This is a genomic window from Xanthocytophaga agilis (assembly GCF_030068605.1).
GTDB lineage: Bacteria > Bacteroidota > Bacteroidia > Cytophagales > 172606-1 > Xanthocytophaga > Xanthocytophaga agilis.
Map to the genome: position 1 here is coordinate 115,296 of NZ_JASJOU010000006.1, position 20,373 is coordinate 135,668.

Consider the following 20,373-nt stretch of genomic DNA (forward strand, 5'->3'; position numbering starts at 1 on the left):
TATCTCCCTTTTATTGGGAAAACCTGCTATTTTTAAGATCCGATCAATAGAAAATAGTATGGGAGTTGGGTGAGGTCAAAGATAGAGAATCTATAATTGTTGTTTTACATCTGGTAGTTGTTGTAAAAAGGTGAATAAGTATAAAAGACGTTTATTTCGGAAGCTTGTCCCAATAAAGCAGAGGTTATCACGGATTCATTTGCGGGATGGACAAACTCCTCTCTGGTTAGTACTGAAAAAGCTTATAGAAGAGATTGACAAGGACGATTTAGGGCCTAGTGCAAATGCCGTTGCATTTAGCTTTACCTTATCCGTCTTTCCATCTATTATCTTTTTGTTTACACTCATACCTTACATTCCTGTAGAACATCTGGATACGCAGATCCTGGAATTGATGGGACAGGTGCTACCTGCCAGTGTATACAAAGAGCTTTCTGCCACTATTATTGATATTGTGAGCCGTCCACGCAGCGGATTGCTGTCTTTGGGTTTTGTCCTGGCTTTTTACGCTGCAACCAATGGTATGATGTCTCTGATGGGTGCCTTTAACAGAGCCTATAGAACTATTGACCGGCGAAGTTTCTTAAAAACACGTTTGATTGCTACGGGGCTAACAGGACTTCTGGTATTTGCATTGGTCATGGCTGTGGTAGTAGTGATTATCGGGAACGTAGTATTAAAATGGTTGGTCAATCATGATGCCTGGGGACTGCTCAATGACGATGTATCCCTGTTTCTTATTTCCGGCTTGCAATATGGTGTCACCTTTGCGTTATTCTTTGTCGCTATCTCCATTATCTATTATTGGGGGCCTGCCATTCACAAACGCTGGCGTTTCTTTTCTACTGGCTCTGTTACAGCTGCTGTTTTGTGTATTCTGGTCACACACTTCTTCTCCTATTACATCAGCAACTTTGCTTCGTATAACCGCCTCTATGGGTCTATCGGAACTCTTATTGGTTTGATGTTATGGTTCTTCCTGCTGTCATTCATCATTCTACTGGGCTTTGAGATCAATGCTTGTATAGACGAAGTGCAACGAGATATTCATGCTAAAATAAAACGGAGAGAACGCAAGGCGCAGAGTACATAATTCACTTTTTTTGATCATATATAAGCAGGCATTGCAATAGTAAAATGGTTACTTTTCCTGTTGTAGTAGGTAAATAATAAAAAGTTTTTCGTTGTAATAATCTCATTACCAGTTGTATGTATGTAGTGAGATTATTTTTTTTTAGAAAAGTTTGCCGGAAATAGATTGTGTTTGTACTTTTGTGGTGGAGAGATGGCAGAGTGGTCGATTGCGGCGGTCTTGAAAACCGTTGAACTGCGAGGTTCCGGGGGTTCGAATCCCTCTCTCTCCGCCACTAACTACTGATACCAGTTTGTCACGAGACATAAAAAAACAGGAGATAAGCATATATGTTTATCTCCTGTTTTTTTATGTCAAAAGTGTATTTTTAGGGTGCATATAAACGCAGATGGACTATTCATTTTCAGTAAGTGAAGAGTGCATTATATACATAGCTTCAACATTCAGGATATTGAAATCAAATATAAGCGTAGATAACCAACAATGGATCAGGTAAAGAGCAGTCAGATTGCAAGACAGAGAATAACCAAACAGTATCAATGGGCAATGTATAGTTACGTGGCACCTGTAGTTTTATTTGTCCTATATCTGATTGATGCTAATACCTTTGGTTTGACAAAGATGTTCTTTTTTGCAATCTCTTTGATGAGTTTGATTCCTTCCGCATGTGTTGGTTTATTTTTTACAGTTAGAGGAGTAGTAATGGCATTTAAAACCAATGATTACCAGAAAAAGGATATTGGATATGCCAATCTGTTGATGGGGATTATTATGGCATTTGCTGGTGTAATAGCTATCGGATTTCTTTATGTGATGGTTAACTGATTAATCCTTGTCATATGGTTTGTGTTTATTAGGTCTAAAATATAACCACCTGATTTATCTTTGACACACTCAGGTTTTCCTTTCTTAATCTTTCTGATTACAGTAAGAGCAACACCTGCCTTTCTGCAAATTCTTCCTGAGTTAAACCTAATTGCTTTCTTTTATCCTGTACAAAGTCTGATAATTTGTGTATATTATACATTTTTGCCTATAATATGTCCTGATGTAAATTTCTCTATTATTCTTGTTGCCATAAAATCCTTCCAAAGCAAAATATAGCCTTTGTGTCTTGTCTTAAAGGCCAGCATATAAATCAATAGATTATAAAATTAGGCTTCCATGCAAGAAAATTACCTACTGAGAAACATAAAATCAGATACTTGAAATAAATGAACTTTGTTACATCCATATTTTACTAATTGGCATAGAATTAGCTCGGGAACAGTACAATTTTCGTTAAAGATTAGTACATTACTATATGAAATTTTTACTTTTTTTTCTAATGTTACCTGCCTTCGCAATAGTTCAACAAGATGAAGTAAATAAAGGTGAACAAAAATCAGTGCCAGATTCTACACTGCAGAAATGGATGCCTCCGAAAGGAGTTATATGCGAGTATCTTAAAAATGAAAAAGATGAGTTTACTGGCAAACAAATAATAGAGGCAGGGACAGACTATTTTACTGTTGGGCTGAATGGGTCCTATTTATACCTGAAATATCAACGGAATGACCTGTTTTCTGGTGATCTGGGAAGACTATATTTTATAGATCAGGGGGCTACCTTTTATTTAAAGCTGGATAATGGTGCTGTCATGAATTTAACTGTAGCAAAAGTTAAAAACAGTAAAAGTGGAAATATTATCATTTACTGCCCTTTAACGGAAGATCAACTTACGTTTCTGGCGAATCGAACAGCTGTAAGATATCGAATTGAACTGGACGTTGATAACCATGATGGTGATGTTATACAACGTCAAGGGAACAAGATGAAACAAGGAGCCCAATGCCTGGAAATGTATCTGGATTATGAACATTACAAAGCAGCCAAAAAGTAAGTACCCAGGCAATCCATAAAGTTTTTTACTAAAAGGTTAGGTCTGAATTAGCCTTCCAGGAATCCTCTTTTCTTATATCTCTTTTCCATTACCTCTAGGTCTATCTGGGATTTTGGATTGATCTGCTGGATGGTTTGAATGCCGTAAATCATTACCATAGACGCCGCACCCGTTTCTATATAATAAGGGCAGATTTCGCCGGTTAGTAATTCAAGCCTTCCCGTCTCTACTTTTTTCCCTCCTAACCCTTTAAAGTTTCCGGAAAACTTTTGCTTGAAACTTTCAATTGTATGTTCATGTACAACTACACCTTCCTTGCTGATTATTCTTTGTGTAGTTAACAAAGTCCATTGATCAATGGATATATAAGTAGAGCATATCGGTAATTCTGTTTCCGTTAAGGTAATTTCACTAAAAGCCTCCAGATTAGCTGATTTCCCGTCTTCATAGAAAGCAGTCAGTTGAAAGTTATAAGGGGTCATTGTATGCCGTTCAATAGCAGCAATACAAATTTTGTGTATGGATTGGTCTGACTTTTTCATATCACTTTATATGGGATAACTAAGTTGTTCTTATTTGTTAAGCAAACATAGCAGACTCTTTTTGGCAAAAGCCAACGAAAGAATAGAGAATCCCGAAGGTATGTATCATGTAATGTCATGGACATGATTCATTACTAAATCTCACTCCTTTTTATTTGCTTTGCTACTAAGCACTAAAATGTCTTTTTAGGAATGAAACTAATCCCTTCAAACAAAAGTGCGAACCTCATTTTTAAAGACATATAAACTTTACCAAAAATGGCTACATCGCAAATCGAAAATAAAATTTCCAAAGACAAAAATATCCTTCTTGTTTTACAGAATGATCAGGATACAATTTCTGAGCTTCAGTCTTTGATCAATACCTTTTGTGGAAAAGTGGTAAACAGTTTTTCGGACGATCTGGTCGAAAGAAACGATATACGCCTTTATGTATGCGGTGATATACAAAAGCTTACTGAAAAGAAGACCCCTTTATATATTATCAAAGAACTATCTGTTCATTACGAAAATCACACAAATGAAAATGCCCGGATCATAACACTTGGTGAGGTTCCCATCATCGTTAGCAATGCAGGTGTCTATTTTAGAAACCTGTTTGCAGACGATGATTACTTTAGTAAGATCAAATCGGAACATGTGTTTCAGGAATTAACCGAGTCAAATAAGCAATCTAAGGCTCTACGAAAAGGAATTTATTTGACCAAAATCACAAAAGAAGAAAGTAAAGAGGGAAATGCCATCCTGCATTATCGGCTTTTAAGATGTTCCAGTAATTTGACCGGGCCTACTGATAACTTTCGTGCTACTGACCACAAAATTATCAATCTATTAAATGATTTGGTCAGGTATGTTTTTGAGCAGGAAACTGAACTGAACCATGTGTTAGTGCAGATTTATGAAAATAAGAGGAAAACGATTGATACCGAAAAGGAGGTTAAATCAAAAATTAAAGCACATTCTGATAAAACCAAGGATATGCCGAAAGACGGACTTATTGCCTTCTGCACTTTCTATGATAACCTTACCAGCGAACACCTGAAACGTTCAACTACAGACAGATATGATTTGTGTTATAAACAGACAAGTGCGTTAACAAGGTTACACTTCAAATTAAAAAGCTCAGTCTCGGATGATACACTGGAAAAAGAATTCAGTGTTACGTTATATCCAAATTCAGTGTTTATAATTCCACTTTCTACAAATAGATTATATACCCACAAGATCAGACCCTCTACTTTAGGTGTTGATCAAATACCGACGCGTATGGGGTATGTAGTTCGGTGTTCCAATGCAGAGGCTTTGTATATGAATGACCAGGTGTATATAAAGGAAAATATAGGTCTGATTAAGCTGGAGGAAATGACCCCGGAATTACAACAGAATCTGAAGGATTCGTATTATGAGGAGAATGTATCAGAGAAACTAATTGAATATGGGAAGATTCATTTCAGCATGAACTCCGGGGACTATGAAAAACCTATTTATTAACATCAGATAGAGGGACAATGATTGATTCTGGATTTTATAAGATAGAACTTCCTCTAACCGGAAATCTGTTCGAGGAGTTATTTCATTCTATTGAATTTGAATCTGTAGCAAAAGGCAGAGTAGGTAACCATCTGGTGCGTGTGGAAGCGAAGGGTATACCCATAGTGAGAACTACTACCAAATACACAATACCTGCACATAATTTTTCTGCTATTCACCATAATATAGTGGAGGCAATCAACCATACTATTATAAAGGAAAATGTACCTAATATACCTACACAGCATTTTAACAATGCATTAATAGAAGTGTATGATTGTACCTATGCTAAAATGAACTATCATTCAGACCAATGCCTGGATTTAGCTGCTGACTCCTATATCGGCGTTTTTTCCTGTTATGCTCAACCAGACCAATTATCAGAGCAAAACATACGAAGGCTTCTGATCAAAGACAAAATAACAAACGAAGAATCTGAAATTGAATTAACTCATAATTCAGTGGTGTTGTTTTCTTCGGAGACTAACATTAAGTTTCAACATAAAATTATACTAAAACCAACACTAAACGGAAAACCAATTGTACCAGATATTAAATGGCTAGGGATTACATTCCGAACGTCAAAGACCTATATTCAATTCAATGACAATTTACCCTATTTTGCTACGGGTGATTTACTAGACCTAGCCAATCAGGAGCAAGAATCTGAATTTTTCAAGTTAAGAGGACAAGAGAACCGAAGCTTAGATTTTGTTTATCCAAACCTAACATACACGCTGAGTTTAGCTGACAGGATGGTCCCAAAGAGTAGTTGACAGGTAATAAATTCTAACTGCCCATACCAGGTCAAACAATAATGGTATGGGCAATGAAAATGTGTTAAAAGCCATCTCTGTTTCTTTTGCGAATCGCTTCTTCTGTTCTTGGAATAAAGTTTTCTCTGACATTAAATTCTGCTTCTGCCTGGACTTCTTCAATAAACGGGCGTAAATTTTTATTGTAGTCCTGAAATGCTAATTCAAAATTTCCGTTGTGTTTTTGTAGCGCATCGGCCAGTGCTGTAGCTCCTTCCACTGCGAGTGAGCCTCCCATGCCCGCAGCAGGCGAAGCACAATAGGCTGCATCACCCACCAGTGCTACTCTACCTTTTGTCCATGATGGCATTTTGATCTGACAAAATTTGTCAAAATAGAAATTCGTTGAATTTGCTATCTCTTCCAACAATTCTGCTGTTCTCCAGCCTTGCCCTGTAAATTGTTGCAGAATTATTTGCCGTTGTTGCTCTGTATTACGATAGTCATAGGGAATCTCTTTTTCTGAAAGGAAGGAAAAAACAATATCCGTTTTATCCTTGTATGCATTCAGCATATACGCCTTACCCGGCACATTATAAAATTGCATGGTGTTTGGAGTAATTAGCGATTTATTCACAATTGAGATAGAGAAGTAGGCTTCCAGAAAATGTGTATATTCTCTTTCGTCACCAAACCAGATTTTTCGTATACCCGAATGGGTGCCATCACAGCCAATTACTAAATCAAATGCTTGTTGTGATCCACTTTTAAAAGTGACTTTTATATCATCTTCTGTTTCGATTAATGAAGTAACGCTGTTGTTAAAAATAAACTCAACATCATTTTGTACACTATCCAGTAAAATACGCACTAACTGGGTTCGTTCAATTTCGATTTCATTACTAAGATGTTTTTCATTGTTCAGCAAAAGTGAGTTCTCAGTTACATCCTCTGCATTCTTAAATTCTATCCGTTCCAGATTCAATGCATGTGATTGTAACTGTTCGAAAAGCCCCATACGTTTCACAAGATCAACTGTCTTTCCCCGAAAATCAACGGCTGTACCACCCAATCTGGGTTCATTGGCAATTTCAACTACGGTTACAAAGTAACCCAGTTTATTTAGCCAATATGCAGTGGAAAGTCCGGCTATGCTTGCACCTGAAACGAGTACCTTTTTTTCTTTTGATGAGTTCATTGTCTGTATGATTTTAGTTGACAATGCAAAGAAAGAGCGTACAGCAGGGAAAAAAATGGCAATACAGAGCAGCTATTGGACTAATCGAGGTTTTTGTTTCGGAAAGCCAGCGCTGTCATCCCGGTAACCTTAGTAAATAGCCGTGAAAAATAAGGGTAGTCGTCATAGCCTAATTCTGTGGCAATTTCTTTTACTGATTTATCCGAATGAAAAAGCAAGCGCTTTGCTTCCAGCACTACCCGTTGCTGGATGTGATGTGAAACAGAATGGCCTGTTGTATTCCTGACACATTCGTTTAGGTAGGGTGTTGATATATTTAGTTCTTCAGCATAAGAAGCCGGACGTTTGGTTATGGTATAATTACGTTCCAATAGCTTCTTAAATGCTTTGGTGACACTATCAAACCGTGAAAGTTTGTCTGTTGATGTAGATTGCTCTACATAGTGTGAGGCAACCAATGCTACCAATACATTGCAACTATCTTTCAGTAATGAGTGATAGAGTTTATTCTTTTTCTGTTCAGTGAATTTTATGCTAAGTGCTACAGCCTCAGAAATAACCGAAAACGTTTCTTTCTCTAATAGCAATGGTTTTGTAGGGGTGATGTCTTCTAACAATGTTAGGTACACAGGATTCAGATTTTCATTACTGATAGACCAACTGCTAACGGTTACATTGTCAAATGCCAGTATACGATGTACCTGGTTTGGATGCATGTAGATAATAGATGGAGATTTAATGGTATACTCTTGAAAATCAATTTCAATGGAAACAGATCCTTCTTCAAGCAAGAAAAAAGAATGACTATCCTCACGGTGTGACTGAGTCGCTTTTTCAATTTCCACAGTACCAAAATCCTGGAAAGATATCTTCTCAATCGCAACTCCTTCACCGAAGTCGGTTCCCATAGAGTTTACTGGAATGGATTTTATTTTTTTAGCTGTCATCTTCTGAAGTTACTGGGTAAAGATAGTTTTTAATGAATGAATAAGGTTTAACAAACTTATAAATGCAGCCTGAAAATTCTCCTATAGGCGATTATGACAAGTAACTGTCCTTCCAAATGGGCACAATCCGCAAAAAGAATACAACTACCCTGAATTAGTATTATATCCCACTACCCTTTTTGCAAGACTTTTACATCATAATTAAAACCTCAAAAAAATGAAAAAGACAATCTTAATTACGGGTGCAAGCAGTGGTATTGGAAAAGAAACTGCAAAGTTATTTCAGTCAAAAGGATGGAATGTTATCGCTACGTTACGCACTCCTGAAAACGAAACAGAACTGACAACGTTAGACAACATATTGGTTACTAAACTGGATGTGCTGGATATACATTCTATCGAAAATGCAGTTAATGAGGGCGTCCGAAAATTTGGCAAAATAGATGTATTGTTAAACAATGCAGGTTATGGTGCATACGGTCCTCTGGAGTCTTTTTCAAGGGAAAGAATCATTCGTCAGTTTAACACCAATGTAATTGGGCTGTTAGATGTGACAAAGGCACTTCTCCCCCATTTTCGCCAAAACAAAAGTGGTGTCATCATTAATATCTCGTCTATTGGTGGTAAAATGAGCTTCCCGTTTGGTGCTTTGTATCATGGAACCAAGTTTGCTGTAGAAGGTATATCTGAATCATTGAGTTATGAAGTTGAAGAGTTTGGTGGGAAAGTAAAAATCGTTGAGCCAGGTGCTATTGCTACTGATTTTTCAGGGCGTTCGTTTGACTTTAGCAATGAGGCAAGCCTTACCGAATATCAATCTTTAGTTGAAAAAACATTGGCAGGAATGGCAATTTTATTTCAAAACCCTTCATCGGCCAGTGTGGTCGCCAATGTAATTTATGAAGCGGCTACAGATGGAACTGATCAGTTGCGATACACAGCTGGAGAGGATGCTAAAGTGATGATCTCAAACAGGAGCCAATTAGATGATAAAGCCTTTAGAGAAGCTGTGAAAACCCAATTTGGATTTTGATTTTTACATGTAGGGAAAGGAGCCACATAGTAAGATATCCATAGCTCCTGTCCCTACATTTTATACTAAGAGGTTCTTTGAAAATTGTGGTAGTCTGACTTTTACCAAAAAAGAGAATATATTTATATCATCTATCTACAATCAGTACCGATACTTTATGAATCAGTTTTTCCATTTACAAACCATTTCTGATTTACTCAAATTATTCGAGTTAAACCAGACTCTCAAGCATCCTTTGATAGCTGTTGTAGATCTCAGTAACTTACCTGAACATGTACATGATAAGAAGAAAATTTCATCTGATTTTTATGCGGTTATGTTCAAAAATTATAGCAAAAATAATATAAAGTATGGACGTAAAACTGTTGATTTTCAAGAGGGCAATCTGATTTGTATGGCTCCTAACCAAGTCATAGAAATGGATGATGATATTGAAGTATCTGCAACTATGATGGGTTGGGGATTATATTTTCATCCTGATTTAATTCGGGCTACTTCTTTGAATGACAAGATGAAGGATTATAGCTTTTTCTCTTACGAAATATCAGAGTCCCTTCATCTGTCCGAAAAGGAAAAACAGACTTTATATGATTGTGTAGTAAAAATTGAATCTGAATTACAGGAAAATATTGATGTCCATAGCCAGGCCATTATTGTTTCCACAATAGAATTGCTCTTAAATTATTGTTCCCGGTTTTATGGAAGACAGTTTATCACCCGAAAAAACTCCAATAATATTGTAGTTGTTCAAATCGAAAAGATTTTGAGTGAATACTTTAAGGGTAATAGCATAAGTGAAAAGGGTTTGCCGACAGTAAAATACCTGGCAGATCAGGTAAATTTATCTCCAGGTTATCTGAGTGATCTATTGAAAAAAGAAACAGGAAAAAACACTCAGGACCACATACATTTTTATCTGATTGAGGAAGCCAAAAACAGTCTGCTAAGTACTAATAAATCTGTTGGTGAGATAGCCTATGCACTGGGCTTTGATTATCCTCAATATTTCAATAAACTCTTCAAGCAAAAAACTGGCAAAACACCTATAGAGTTTAGGAGTATGAATTGAAATAAATTTCTTTTAATCTCTAACTATCCCTGCCACAAATAATAGTATAACTCCAATCACCATCACGACAAAGCCGTATTCGATTTGGATTTCCTTAATCATACCATCTGCCAGGCCACGAAGAGGGTTACTCACTAGCCTTACTTGCATTTCAGTTCGTAAGGCATCTATGGCATGTTGGAAGTTTATGTAAGTGTATCCTATCACGATTACAGCTGATAGTGCCGTTGCACTCTGAAACAAATTCTCTTTTAGTATAGCCAGAATCAACGCAATCATAGCAATCGCTGCTATAACTACTCCATAACCTAAACCATTCTGAAAGTAATTAATACTGCCATAAAGGGGAACTGTAAGAATAGGCATAAAGGTACTCACGAAGAGTAATAGAGATCCGATAACTCCAAGTAGTGGGGCAGTTTTCATAGGGAAAAGCTTTGATACTAAACTACTTCGGAAAAATACTACTTGATGTGGATGATTTCTACTACTGATACCAGAAACGGGGAAAATGCCCTGCGGATGCGGGAAAAATACCCCTTTTGTATTTACGATGCAGGGTGATAGTAGTACAGCTAAACTACCTTGCTTTTAATGCATGGCAAAGTTTAGCCAATGTATACTAAGAAGAGACAAGAAGATTTTTTGCTAAAGCCAAATTATGTATTGCGGTACTGAGAAGGTGACAATTGTAATTGTCGCTTAATGAACGTACTGAAATGAGTAGGACCTTCAAAGCCAAGTGCATAGGCAATATCTGATATAGGCCAGGATGTATGCTTCAACATGATTTTGGCTTCCTGCAACAATCGCTGCATAATGATCTCGGAAGTAGTTTTTGCAGTAACTTCCTTTACGGACTTATTCAGATGGTTGACATGCACTGCCATCTGATTTGCAAAATCAGATGCGGAACGAAGTTGTATTTCTGAAGAAGCACTCTCAAGAGGAAATTGTCGTTCAAGGAGTTCTAAAAACAATGAGGTAATCCTGCTGGCTGCGGTTACTTTTTCTGGAACAGTATTGATTGCCGGACGCATTTTAATGGCACTATGAATCAATTGGAGTACCAGTGTTCTGATAGCATCGTCCTTAAATTCAAACTGACCATTTTTCTCATTTAGTATTTGCTCAAAAATGGCCTTAATAGTTGAAAGTTCTTCTGTGGTCAGTTCATATACAGGAAATCCTCCTGGTTTGAAAACCGGATATTCCTTTATTCTGCCAAAGCGTTCAAAAAAAGCTTCATTAAAAATACAACTAAATCCTTGTTGGTTTGGCGTAAGAGGTTCCCAGTTATAAGGGATTTGTGGATTGGCAAATAACAGTCCGTGTTCACATACTTCAAACGTCTTATCTGCATAGTGTATACGGTTGTTTCCTGTAATAATGCAGATCTTGAAATAATCCTTGCGGCCAAAAGGAACTTGTATGTCTTCAATATCCGGATCACCTATACGAAAGATATTAAAGTGGGCGGCATTCCTGTCTACCTCTGCAGCAGACAAAAATGGACGATTTGCATAATATTCTTCTATTGTTTCTGGTTTAGCCAATTTGTCCTTCAGATTTTGATTTGAAAAGATTCTTTTCAGAAGGACAAAATTACGCAAATATTTCATGTAAGGGTAATGAGTAATTATTAGAGAAGGGATTCTGTTGGATAAAAATATACTGGGTGGAGGTTATAGATTCACCTGCACCCAGTTTGCATAAAACAGGCATTATGCATGACTGCCTTCAACAAAACTTGCGAGTGGGGCATTGATAGCTTCAAGTGCTACCATAGGATTCCAGAAGTCTACATATTTGACGATTTCTCCATCCTCATTGGTTGTCACCACTGAGATATACTTCTGATTGTAAGGCTTGCCTGTAGAAATGGCATGACCACTACTGGTAAACTCTGCAATGACAAGTGTAGGATCTTCAGTTCCATGAAAATGCAGGTTCTCAAATTGTACCTTAAAATGTTCAGGGAAGTTCTTCATATACTCATATAAGGCTTGCTTTCCTTCTACATGTTTGGGAAAATCGGCTGGACCATAAGGAAATTCTAATATACCATCATTGGTAAATAAGTCTACCCATTCAGTAATTCTTCCTGAAGACAGGTATTCCAGGTGATTTTTAAAAGCTTGTTGTGCAAGAGTTCTGATTTGTTCTTTCGTTTTCATGATAGTTACTTTGTATGTTTTGTTGTTATTTGTGATACAAAAGTAGTATGAGAACGACCCCTGCCGTTATAAAAAATCAAGCAGGTATTTCTAAAAATCAATCAATTTTTAAATTGCTCTATTTTTTATGCTGTCAGGAGGCTTTTTACCTCAGCGTTGAGATATGAAAGAGGAAGAGGAAATATGGAGAAAACTCAAATCCAGTTTTATGTTGCTGCTTTATAACTGTGACTATGTAAGTTGCTGCACATATCAGCTATCCAATATATGCAGCAACTATTCTATTCCTACTTATGACTTGATAAAGTTCAGAATATCAGCATTTATAGTTGCTGCTTCTGTTGTAGGCATTCCATGAGGGAAACCTGGATAAGTGATTAGCTTACCATGTTTCAGTAGCTTGGCAGCTAGTAAAGCAGTGGTTTGGTAAGGAACAATCTGGTCATCTTCTCCATGCAATACTAAAACAGGAACATCTACATTTTTAAGATCTTCTGTGAAATCAGTCTCAGAGAAAGCTTTTACACATTCATAATGAGCCAGGATGCTGCCTGACATACCTTGTCTCCACCAGTTTAAGCGAATGCCGTCTTTTTCTACTGCTCCTTCACGATTATATCCATAGAATGGCAGTGTAAGATCTCTGAAAAATTGTTGTCTGTTGGTAGCAGTCTGCAAACGGATATCATCAAAAACATTCATCGGAACACCATCCGGATTTTGAGGACTTTTTACCATACTAGGTGTTACAGCACTGACTAAAACAGCTTTGGCAACCCGACCTTTGCCATATTTATTCACATAGCGAATTACTTCTCCCCCACCAGTTGAATGGCCTACGTGTATCGCGTTTTTCAAATCCAATGCTTCTACCAGTTGAGCTACATCTGAAGCATATGTGTCCATCTCATGCCCGGATGTAGTTTGAGTAGAACGTCCGTGACCTCTTCTATCATGTGCAATTACCCGGAATCCTTGTTTGAAAAAGAAGAACATTTGTGCATCCCAGTCATCACTTGACAATGGCCAGCCGTGGTGAAAAACGATAGGTTGACCAGTACCCCAGTCTTTGTAATACAGTTCTGTTCCGTCTTTTAATTTTAGTGTACTCATGGTAATGAATTGGTTAAATGGTTAAGAAAAAATTATACTTGTTAAGGGTACTTGATTCATATTGATATGAACACGTCTTAGAAAATCAGAATCCTAAAAAATACTAGGCTGATAGCATTATGACTGATAACGACGTCATTTGTTGTCACAGGTACAACCCGAATACATTGCATAATTAGAGAGTGTCTTCTTTCTATCGAATAGAATAGCTAAATCCAGACCATAATTGCAATTGCTTGATTATTAAATAATTATCTGTGTGTATTGAAAAAATAATTTACGGTATTTCGTAAATTTATTAGACTGTTTTACTTATTCTCCAATATGAAATTTAAAAAATCAACCTAACTAAAGCCTACTATGCTTTATCATGCTTTATCTTGAGAATAAGTATTTTAACAGAGATATAGGATATTCTGGGTCAAAATAGCAAAAATTGAACAAAGGCCTTGTTTGATGAGTATTTTTATTGATTTGATTATTTTAATCAGACCAAGTATTGTTCGAGATGAAGATTCAAACTGAATGAGCAATCAATAGAAGATATTAAAATCCAAAGATTTTATCCAGTTCTATAATATGTTTTCCTGAAGGTAGTACTTTGGGCGCTTTTGCCAGCTTCTCTGCTAATATGGAGGTGGATAGCGGACGAAATTTTCGAATTATGCCTAATTTATTCATGAAGCGTAAAACATTGGCTGTAATACGTTCACTTGGCCGGTCTGTGTTTTTACGTAGTAGCATCCCGGGTTTAAAAATAATATACTGATCAAAGGCAAGGCTGGCAATCTTCTCTTCCAGTTCTCCTTTCATTTTAGAATAAAATACGCTACTGGATGGAGAAGCACCGTAGGCAGAAAGTAAAACAGCTTTAGGGATGCCGTTCTTTTTCGCTAGTTCAGCAAATGTTGCAGGAACCGTATAATCAATATGCCATTGTTTTTCTTTGGAACCAGCATCTTTCAATGTAGTTCCCAAGCAAGAAAACCACACATCTCCCTGAATAGAACCAGCTACTTCTTCCAGTTTATCAAAATCAGTGAGGATTTCCGATAATTTGGGATTTGTCATTCCGATGGGACGACGTACAAATACTATCACTTCTGTATAGACAGGATCTTGCAGAAGGACATTGACAAGATCTTTTCCTGTAGCCCCTGTAGCTCCGATAATCAGTGCTTTCATGTTTCTACTTATTTATTGTTACAAATGATGATTATGCTATGATAATTGTTCTATAAATACACAATCAAATTGATAAGAATACTTCTTTTACAATATACGCAGACCTGAGTAGTCCTACTGACAGAATAGATAGACCTACCCATATAGTGTGTTTTTCTTTTCGGGCGAGAGCAATGGCACTAATTCCTAATAACATCAACAAAATTCCTGCAAGCCAGGTGTAAATCATTAAAAACATCAACAGTGCTCCATCTGTTTCTACAATATTTTGTATGAGAAAAGGAATTACTACTGGCAGTATAGCAATAAGTGTTGCCAGAATAAAGTATGTATTTATATTTCGAGAAGCCATATAGTTTTATAGAATTTAGTTAAGATATGTCCATCTAATGATTTCTGCATTCTAATGTTGGTTATTTTTTTTAAGTATATGGTCTGATTATTTTATAGGAATTATCTTTATGTAAGTAGCATAAATTTTGAATCAGTAAGTTATACTATATATCAGTCATTTATTACTATGAATACTAAACCTATTGGACCAAAAATACATGGGGCTATCGATTATGGTTTTGTGGCCATGCAGGCATTAGCTCCCAACATATTTAATTTGAAAGGATCTGCACGGACTCTTTGTTATACTTTTGCGGCTACACAAGGGGTTATTAATTCATTTACTAACTATCCCTTGGGGTTAAAACGCCTTATACCATTTCATCTTCATAAACAGATAGAAACTCCGGTTTTGCCAGCATTGGTAGTGCTACCCTGGATAACAGGAGCTTTTAAAGAAGGAAAAGCGCGTCGTTTTTTTCTTGCTTCTTTCGGAATTGCATTAGCTACCTATTTATTAACCGATTATAGAGCCTATCAAAAATAATCCGGTGTTGGTAATTAGTGCCAGAACATCAAGCTATACAATCCAAAGAGTTGATGTCCTGTCAGCTCTTTGGATTGTATAGCTTGATGTATCATACTGAAGTTATAATACTTTGGAAAGCAGATAAACAGTCAGAAATGTAGTGATACTCATAAGGATAGTTGCAACAGAATAACTTCGTAACATAGTACGCATATCCAGGCCAGAGAATTTCGCAATTACCCAGAAATATGCATCATTAGCATGAGAAATCATCATAGAGCCACTTCCCATAGCAAGTACACATACTAATCTGCCTGTTTCATTATTTAAATGTAGTGCAGGTAATAGTGGCAAGACAATAGATGCTGCTGTAATGATGGCAACGGTAGACGAGCCCTGAGCAGTCTTTAAAACAGCAGTAAGAATAAATGGAAAAAGTAGACCTATGCTGTCCAATTCTATTGATTGACTAACGTGTTCTCCTATTTTAGTAGTAGTTAAAATTGCGCCGAAAGCCCCTCCCATTCCAATAATCACAAGTATCTCTCCTGCTTTTTCGGTTGCTTTATGTAATAATTCAGCCAGTTCGTTCTTCAGCCAGTTTCGTTTAGCCATAAAGGCAAGAACTATCCCAAGTAGCAAGGCAATGATTGGATTACCTACATAAGAAAACATCTTTAGCCAGCTATAGGATGTTAAGAGTTTTGTGCTTAAAAAAGGCCTGATACCAATTAAAAGTATAGGGATAAAAACAGGGAGACAGGCTACAAGAAGAGAAGGTTGATGGGTAGGTTTTACTTTTACACTATTTACAATGATCTCCTCTGTGAAAGAGGCTGATTGTTTACCCGAATAGATTGCCCATAAATTACCAACTATCATAGATGGAATAGCGACTGGAATACCTATTAAGAGTAGTTTGCCAAAGTCAGCTCCAAGAGTAGCTGCAGCGGCTGCACTTCCTGGATGAGGAGGTATTAGACAATGAACAGAATATAAACCTGTAGCTAAGGAAACAGACATTATAGAGATAGGGACTCCTGCACGTTTTGCCATCGAGTGATTGAGACCGCTTAATACAATATAACCAGAATCACAGAATATAGGCAAACCCACTATAAAGCCTGTAATGCTCATTGCCAAGGGAGCAAAACGATTGCCCATCTTTTGTAAAAGGAAGGTCGCCATTACAGTAGTACTGCCTGTATGTTCCAATACTAATCCCAATGTACTACCCAGCACAATAATTAAACCCAAGGATTTTAATATATTCCCAAACCCATCTTTTATTACTGTAACAGTTTCATCTAATGGCATATTAGCTCCTAGTCCAACAACCAGACAGGTAAGAAATAACGCAAAAAAAGCAGGTACTTTGTAGCGTGTTGTAAGTACGACAATCAAACCGATTCCCACAATGAGTAATACAATGAGATACGGTAACGAATGCATCATTAGGTTTTGTAGTTAGCAGTCTTGGATACATAAGATGGTGTATTAAAGAAATAAGAATACTACTTACAAAGCAAATAGTTGATTACCAAATTAATGAACTTGTTCATTCAACAAATTACCAGACTTATAATTGTATGGGTAGGGTATGAATGTGCTTGCCTGTTGCTGCAAATATCGCATTGGCAAGCGCAGGTGCAATAGGTGGTACTCCAGGTTCTCCGACTCCCCCCATCTTTTCTGTACTGTTGGCAATATACACCTCAATCTTGGGCGTTTCACTCATTCGAAGTATTGGGTAGTCGTGGAAATTACTTTGTTTTACTCTCCCTTTTTCAAGTGTTATCTCACCATATAATGCAGCCGTGAGGCCATATATAATACCACTCTCCATTTGGGCACATACTCCGTCCGGATTCACTGCCAATCCGCAGTCAATAGCACATACAACCCGATGTATCCTGATTTGTTGGTTTTGTACAGATAGTTCCACTATCTGGCAGACATAACTTCCCATAGCTGCATGCACAGCTACCCCCCGAAAAATACCTTTGGGTAAAGGTATGTACCATCCGGCTTTTTCAGCAGCCAGGTTAAGGGCAGTTAGATGACGAGGATAATTTTTTAATAACATACGTCTATATTCCACTGGGTCTTGGGAGATGCGTGCTGCCAGTTGGTCAATCATAGTTTCTAAAACAAAAGCCGTATGTGTATTACCAACCGAACGCCAGGGAAGCACAGGTACACCTACTTTGGTGGTATGCAATTCAATGGAATGATTGGCCGTTATTTCCAGATATGGTGAACCATTTACGCCATCTATCGAACTGTAATCAATACCTTTAGGAGCAATCCATGATTCCAGTGGTGTATTGACAAAAAGAGATTGACCTACAATGCTGTGGTTCCAGAAAATAGGATTTCCTGCTTCATCTGTTTCAACATGTACCTTATGTAAATAAACGGGTCTGTAATAACCACCCTGAATATCATCTTCCCGTGACCAGACCAGTTTGATAAACTGACCACTTACTTGAGCTATCTGTACAGCTTCCATTACCCAGTCGCCCTGAAAAGAACCTCTTCTACCAAAGCTGCCCCCAATAAAGGGAGTCTGGAACAAAACCTGTTCAGGCGGTAATTGTAAAAAAGTGGCTACTTCCTGCTGGTGTAATAAGGGAGACTGAGTTCCTGCCCATATTTCACAGAGATTGTCTTGTATCTTCACTGCACAATTCAGTGGCTCCATAGGGGAATGGGACAGATACGGGAATGTATATTCTACCTCAATAGTATGCTTGGCTTTTGGTAATGCTATTTTACTTTCTTTCTGAACAACAACTTTCCCTTTTGTTTTTGCCAATTGTCTATATTTTTCTATTAGTTGAGTACTGTCAATTTCCTCATTAGGACCAAGATCCCATTCAATCTTAAGGGTCTCTTTTGCTTTTTGTGCTGTCCAATAATTGCTGGCTAGAACTGCAATACCTGTAGGAATCCGAAATACTCCATGTACTCCCTGAATGGCTTTTGCTGCATCTGCATTAAATGATTTGACCTTTCCTCCAAAAACAGGCGCATGCGCTACTACTGCTGTGAGCAAGTTTGGAAATTGCATATCCATACCGAACTTGGCCTGTCCGTTTACTTTGATAGCTGCATCCAGCCGTTTTTGGGGTTTGCCTATATATTTCCATTCACTAGATGGACGTAACTGAACAGTTGGTATGGGTAGCTTAGATGCGTCTTCTGCCAATTGACCATAACTCACCTGTTTCGTTCCTGAAATGACATACCCATTCTCTGTTTTACAGGTTGCAGGTTGAACATTCCATTTTTTTGCAGCAGCTTGTATCAACATAACACGAGCTGTAGCACCCGCTTGCCTGTATCTGTCAAATTCGGAAGTTGTTGAGCTGGATCCTCCTGTACTTTGTTCAACAGGAGGCCTTTGAAAATCTTCTTTTTTACCAGGTGGACTGTGCGTAATTTTTATATGCTGCCAATCGCAATCCAGTTCCTCAGCAATCAGCATGGATAAGGTAGTGCATATACCCTGCCCCATCTCTACTTTGGATAAAATGATATGTATAGAGTTATCTTCATCAATGCGAAGGAATGCATGAGGAGAAAATACAGAAGACGATGTGTGGTTTTTAATTGCTAGAGGCAATAGTATGGATACTAGTAGACCTCCACCAGCCAAAGTGCTAACCTTCAAAAAATCTCTCCGGTTTATTTGATTCTTTTTCTTCATATGTTAGACTACAACTGTAATACAACATAAGAAAACCAGAAAGGAAAGAATGTGCAAAAAAGAATGACAACCTGGTAAATATACTTGATAACTTACACAAAGTAATATAATACTGTTTTATTTTATAACTTGTGTATAGCGTATTACCAGTTTAAATGACCGGTAGGTGCTGGAGGATGTACTCTTACATAATCCAGACTTTGGAGAAAGTATTTTTTTGTTTTCTTGTCCAGATGCTCTATCCAGGAAGGTGTGATTTTGATCTCTCCTTTAAAGTAATGAATAACTGCCATGGCATAGGCAATAACCTGAGGTGGCAGATATCCTTGTTTTCCAATACGCCAGTGGGAAGAGCTTACTTCATAAACTGTTGCATTGCTACTGAGGAATATTCCAAACCCATAGGCAATGGCTGTTAAATCTGTGAGATATTCATTCTCTTTTTCGTCTGAATAACCAATATCATGTAGGCCTATCAAAACATGATGACTAAGCTCATGAGCCATAACGGCAATTAAAGAAGCTGGGTTATCAAGTTGCTTCTTTTCTATAGTAATGGCCTCACCATCTTCATCTCCAAAATACAAACCGCCTATTCCGTTTTCTCCTTTCTCAATAGCTGTAAGCAATCCATTGCCAAAATCCAGCTGATCGTTGATAAAGTCTAGTTGGATGTGTGATACATTTACACTGCACAACTCCCCTATACGTGCCAATACATAGAAGGCATCGTCCTGTTTACCTGTAAATGTCCAGTCAAAGAAATCCTTTGTTGGTAAAATAGTTGGAAAGTTTGCCAATTCAACCAAGTTGCGATCAAGCCAATCCAGATTGTTTTCGATCCACTCTTTATCTTCAGGTGTAACCGGACAACTAAGTTCTTGTTTTTTCTTCCAGAACATACAATGCAATTTAATAGCTAGCAAAGAGTATATATTCTGGCAGATTTACAATGTTATTTGCTCTCTGATATTACATAGACAGGTGGGATAAGAAAGTTAAGCCAAAAGTTACCTTTCTAAATGTATGTCAATAACGTCTGCCCAAAGAGTGAGAATCCTCTATATGAGAATAAAGTCTTCTTTGGATAATAATTTACTTAATAGTATTACAGTAATTCTACAGTAACACTCAGTTCATATTAAGTATGATTTTGGTTATGTAATATTATATTTCTGTTTATTTTAAGTTTTTGCGGACTCAATGTTAATTTATTGTTAACGAATCAATGAGTTTGTAAGTACATGTACTTATAAATTAACATTAACAAAACAT

General features: G+C 37.3%; 20 protein-coding genes and 1 tRNA gene. 9 read left to right on the forward strand and 12 right to left on the reverse strand.

The features are described 5' to 3' along the window. The first annotated feature begins 130 nt into the window (after nt 1-130). The 4 genes from QNI22_RS18550 (at nt 131) to QNI22_RS18565 (ending at nt 2,975) form a co-directional block, all read left to right on the forward strand. Nucleotides 131-1,093, forward strand: coding sequence for a YihY/virulence factor BrkB family protein (locus tag QNI22_RS18550; RefSeq protein WP_314512914.1), 963 nt, complete (start codon nt 131-133; stop codon nt 1,091-1,093). Between the two features lie 186 nt (nt 1,094-1,279). Further along, nucleotides 1,280-1,367, forward strand: a tRNA-Ser gene (locus tag QNI22_RS18555). A gap of 209 nt (nt 1,368-1,576) precedes the next feature. Then, nucleotides 1,577-1,918 carry a hypothetical protein gene (locus QNI22_RS18560; RefSeq protein ID WP_314512916.1) on the forward strand — a complete coding sequence of 114 codons (342 nt, stop codon included), beginning with the start codon at nt 1,577-1,579 and terminating at the stop codon, nt 1,916-1,918. 478 nt (nt 1,919-2,396) lie between these two features. Beyond that, complete coding sequence (locus QNI22_RS18565; protein WP_314512917.1) at nt 2,397-2,975, forward strand: hypothetical protein; 579 nt, start codon at nt 2,397-2,399, stop codon at nt 2,973-2,975. A 47-nt stretch (nt 2,976-3,022) separates the two neighbouring features. On the opposite strand, the gene QNI22_RS18570 is transcribed toward QNI22_RS18565, so the two are convergent. Continuing rightward, a complete protein-coding gene (locus QNI22_RS18570) occupies nt 3,023-3,517 on the reverse strand; it encodes a hypothetical protein (protein WP_314512919.1) in 495 nt (164 codons plus the stop codon). Nucleotides 3,518-3,775: 258 nt separating this feature from the next. On the opposite strand from QNI22_RS18570, the gene QNI22_RS18575 reads away from it, so the two are divergent. Both QNI22_RS18575 and QNI22_RS18580 read left to right on the forward strand, forming a co-directional pair. Beyond that, a complete protein-coding gene (locus tag QNI22_RS18575; protein ID WP_314512921.1) occupies nt 3,776-5,008 on the forward strand; it encodes a hypothetical protein in 1,233 nt (410 codons plus the stop codon). 17 nt (nt 5,009-5,025) lie between these two features. After that, nucleotides 5,026-5,823 (forward strand): 2OG-Fe(II) oxygenase family protein, encoded by a 798-nt coding sequence (locus tag QNI22_RS18580; protein WP_314512922.1) that lies wholly within the window; start codon nt 5,026-5,028, stop codon nt 5,821-5,823. A 64-nt stretch (nt 5,824-5,887) separates the two neighbouring features. Here the strand turns inward: QNI22_RS18580 and QNI22_RS18585 are convergent, their stop codons facing one another. Together QNI22_RS18585 and QNI22_RS18590 are read right to left on the reverse strand one after the other, a co-directional pair. Further along, nucleotides 5,888-7,000, reverse strand: coding sequence for an FAD-dependent monooxygenase (locus QNI22_RS18585; RefSeq protein WP_314512924.1), 1,113 nt, complete (start codon nt 6,998-7,000; stop codon nt 5,888-5,890). Between the two features lie 80 nt (nt 7,001-7,080). Continuing rightward, nucleotides 7,081-7,947, reverse strand: a complete 867-nt coding sequence (locus QNI22_RS18590; RefSeq protein ID WP_314512927.1) for an AraC family transcriptional regulator — start codon at nt 7,945-7,947, stop codon at nt 7,081-7,083. Nucleotides 7,948-8,164: 217 nt separating this feature from the next. Here QNI22_RS18590 and QNI22_RS18595 point away from each other — a divergent pair, with 217 nt between their 5' ends. Both QNI22_RS18595 and QNI22_RS18600 read left to right on the forward strand, forming a co-directional pair. Beyond that, entirely contained in the window at nt 8,165-8,980 is an 816-nt protein-coding gene (locus QNI22_RS18595) for an SDR family oxidoreductase (RefSeq protein ID WP_314512929.1), read from the forward strand. A gap of 157 nt (nt 8,981-9,137) precedes the next feature. Beyond that, nucleotides 9,138-10,049: a helix-turn-helix domain-containing protein gene (locus tag QNI22_RS18600; RefSeq protein ID WP_314512932.1), complete on the forward strand. Its 912-nt coding sequence runs from the start codon at nt 9,138-9,140 to the stop codon at nt 10,047-10,049. A 12-nt stretch (nt 10,050-10,061) separates the two neighbouring features. On the opposite strand, the gene QNI22_RS18605 is transcribed toward QNI22_RS18600, so the two are convergent. The 6 genes from QNI22_RS18605 to QNI22_RS18630 all read right to left on the reverse strand — a co-directional run bounded on the left by QNI22_RS18605 (nt 10,062) and on the right by QNI22_RS18630 (nt 14,876). Continuing rightward, on the reverse strand, nt 10,062-10,475 hold the full coding sequence (locus QNI22_RS18605) for a hypothetical protein (RefSeq protein WP_314512934.1): 414 nt from the start codon (nt 10,473-10,475) through the stop codon (nt 10,062-10,064). 233 nt (nt 10,476-10,708) lie between these two features. Then, nucleotides 10,709-11,671 carry a helix-turn-helix domain-containing protein gene (locus QNI22_RS18610; RefSeq protein WP_314512935.1) on the reverse strand — a complete coding sequence of 321 codons (963 nt, stop codon included), beginning with the start codon at nt 11,669-11,671 and terminating at the stop codon, nt 10,709-10,711. Between the two features lie 102 nt (nt 11,672-11,773). After that, nucleotides 11,774-12,226 carry a nuclear transport factor 2 family protein gene (locus QNI22_RS18615; RefSeq protein WP_314512938.1) on the reverse strand — a complete coding sequence of 151 codons (453 nt, stop codon included), beginning with the start codon at nt 12,224-12,226 and terminating at the stop codon, nt 11,774-11,776. Nucleotides 12,227-12,517: 291 nt separating this feature from the next. After that, complete coding sequence (locus QNI22_RS18620; protein WP_313992124.1) at nt 12,518-13,339, reverse strand: alpha/beta fold hydrolase; 822 nt, start codon at nt 13,337-13,339, stop codon at nt 12,518-12,520. A 546-nt stretch (nt 13,340-13,885) separates the two neighbouring features. Further along, nucleotides 13,886-14,524, reverse strand: a complete 639-nt coding sequence (locus QNI22_RS18625) for an NAD(P)H-binding protein (protein ID WP_314512940.1) — start codon at nt 14,522-14,524, stop codon at nt 13,886-13,888. Between the two features lie 64 nt (nt 14,525-14,588). After that, entirely contained in the window at nt 14,589-14,876 is a 288-nt protein-coding gene (locus QNI22_RS18630; protein WP_314512942.1) for a hypothetical protein, read from the reverse strand. A 168-nt stretch (nt 14,877-15,044) separates the two neighbouring features. Between QNI22_RS18630 and QNI22_RS18635 the strand changes: the two genes are divergently transcribed. Then, nucleotides 15,045-15,404, forward strand: a complete 360-nt coding sequence (locus tag QNI22_RS18635) for a hypothetical protein (RefSeq protein WP_314512944.1) — start codon at nt 15,045-15,047, stop codon at nt 15,402-15,404. A 102-nt stretch (nt 15,405-15,506) separates the two neighbouring features. On the opposite strand, the gene QNI22_RS18640 is transcribed toward QNI22_RS18635, so the two are convergent. The 3 genes from QNI22_RS18640 to QNI22_RS18650 form a co-directional block, all read right to left on the reverse strand. Continuing rightward, on the reverse strand, nt 15,507-16,841 hold the full coding sequence (locus tag QNI22_RS18640) for a GntP family permease (RefSeq protein ID WP_314512946.1): 1,335 nt from the start codon (nt 16,839-16,841) through the stop codon (nt 15,507-15,509). Nucleotides 16,842-16,965: 124 nt separating this feature from the next. Beyond that, the gene (locus QNI22_RS18645; protein WP_314512948.1) at nt 16,966-19,098 is read right to left on the reverse strand and encodes a xanthine dehydrogenase family protein molybdopterin-binding subunit; all 2,133 of its coding nucleotides are present in this window, start codon (nt 19,096-19,098) and stop codon (nt 16,966-16,968) included. A gap of 143 nt (nt 19,099-19,241) precedes the next feature. After that, nucleotides 19,242-20,000 carry a M48 family metalloprotease gene (locus tag QNI22_RS18650; protein WP_314512950.1) on the reverse strand — a complete coding sequence of 253 codons (759 nt, stop codon included), beginning with the start codon at nt 19,998-20,000 and terminating at the stop codon, nt 19,242-19,244. Between the last annotated feature and the right edge of the window lie 373 nt (nt 20,001-20,373).

What these genes read in the sequence shown, in the direction of transcription:
- QNI22_RS18560 (WP_314512916.1), top strand. Translation starts at nt 1,577, where the DNA reads ATGGATCAGGTAAAGAGCAGTCAGATTGCAAGACAGAGAATAACCAAA.
- QNI22_RS18565 (WP_314512917.1), top strand. Translation starts at nt 2,397, where the DNA reads ATGAAATTTTTACTTTTTTTTCTAATGTTACCTGCCTTCGCAATAGTT.
- QNI22_RS18570 (WP_314512919.1), bottom strand. Translation starts at nt 3,517, where the DNA reads ATGAAAAAGTCAGACCAATCCATACACAAAATTTGTATTGCTGCTATT.
- QNI22_RS18575 (WP_314512921.1), top strand. Translation starts at nt 3,776, where the DNA reads ATGGCTACATCGCAAATCGAAAATAAAATTTCCAAAGACAAAAATATC.
- QNI22_RS18580 (WP_314512922.1), top strand. Translation starts at nt 5,026, where the DNA reads ATGATTGATTCTGGATTTTATAAGATAGAACTTCCTCTAACCGGAAAT.
- QNI22_RS18585 (WP_314512924.1), bottom strand. Translation starts at nt 7,000, where the DNA reads ATGAACTCATCAAAAGAAAAAAAGGTACTCGTTTCAGGTGCAAGCATA.
- QNI22_RS18590 (WP_314512927.1), bottom strand. Translation starts at nt 7,947, where the DNA reads ATGACAGCTAAAAAAATAAAATCCATTCCAGTAAACTCTATGGGAACC.
- QNI22_RS18595 (WP_314512929.1), top strand. Translation starts at nt 8,165, where the DNA reads ATGAAAAAGACAATCTTAATTACGGGTGCAAGCAGTGGTATTGGAAAA.
- QNI22_RS18600 (WP_314512932.1), top strand. Translation starts at nt 9,138, where the DNA reads ATGAATCAGTTTTTCCATTTACAAACCATTTCTGATTTACTCAAATTA.
- QNI22_RS18605 (WP_314512934.1), bottom strand. Translation starts at nt 10,475, where the DNA reads ATGAAAACTGCCCCACTACTTGGAGTTATCGGATCTCTATTACTCTTC.
- QNI22_RS18610 (WP_314512935.1), bottom strand. Translation starts at nt 11,671, where the DNA reads ATGAAATATTTGCGTAATTTTGTCCTTCTGAAAAGAATCTTTTCAAAT.
- QNI22_RS18615 (WP_314512938.1), bottom strand. Translation starts at nt 12,226, where the DNA reads ATGAAAACGAAAGAACAAATCAGAACTCTTGCACAACAAGCTTTTAAA.
- QNI22_RS18620 (WP_313992124.1), bottom strand. Translation starts at nt 13,339, where the DNA reads ATGAGTACACTAAAATTAAAAGACGGAACAGAACTGTATTACAAAGAC.
- QNI22_RS18625 (WP_314512940.1), bottom strand. Translation starts at nt 14,524, where the DNA reads ATGAAAGCACTGATTATCGGAGCTACAGGGGCTACAGGAAAAGATCTT.
- QNI22_RS18630 (WP_314512942.1), bottom strand. Translation starts at nt 14,876, where the DNA reads ATGGCTTCTCGAAATATAAATACATACTTTATTCTGGCAACACTTATT.
- QNI22_RS18635 (WP_314512944.1), top strand. Translation starts at nt 15,045, where the DNA reads ATGAATACTAAACCTATTGGACCAAAAATACATGGGGCTATCGATTAT.
- QNI22_RS18640 (WP_314512946.1), bottom strand. Translation starts at nt 16,841, where the DNA reads ATGATGCATTCGTTACCGTATCTCATTGTATTACTCATTGTGGGAATC.
- QNI22_RS18645 (WP_314512948.1), bottom strand. Translation starts at nt 19,098, where the DNA reads ATGAAGAAAAAGAATCAAATAAACCGGAGAGATTTTTTGAAGGTTAGC.
- QNI22_RS18650 (WP_314512950.1), bottom strand. Translation starts at nt 20,000, where the DNA reads ATGTTCTGGAAGAAAAAACAAGAACTTAGTTGTCCGGTTACACCTGAA.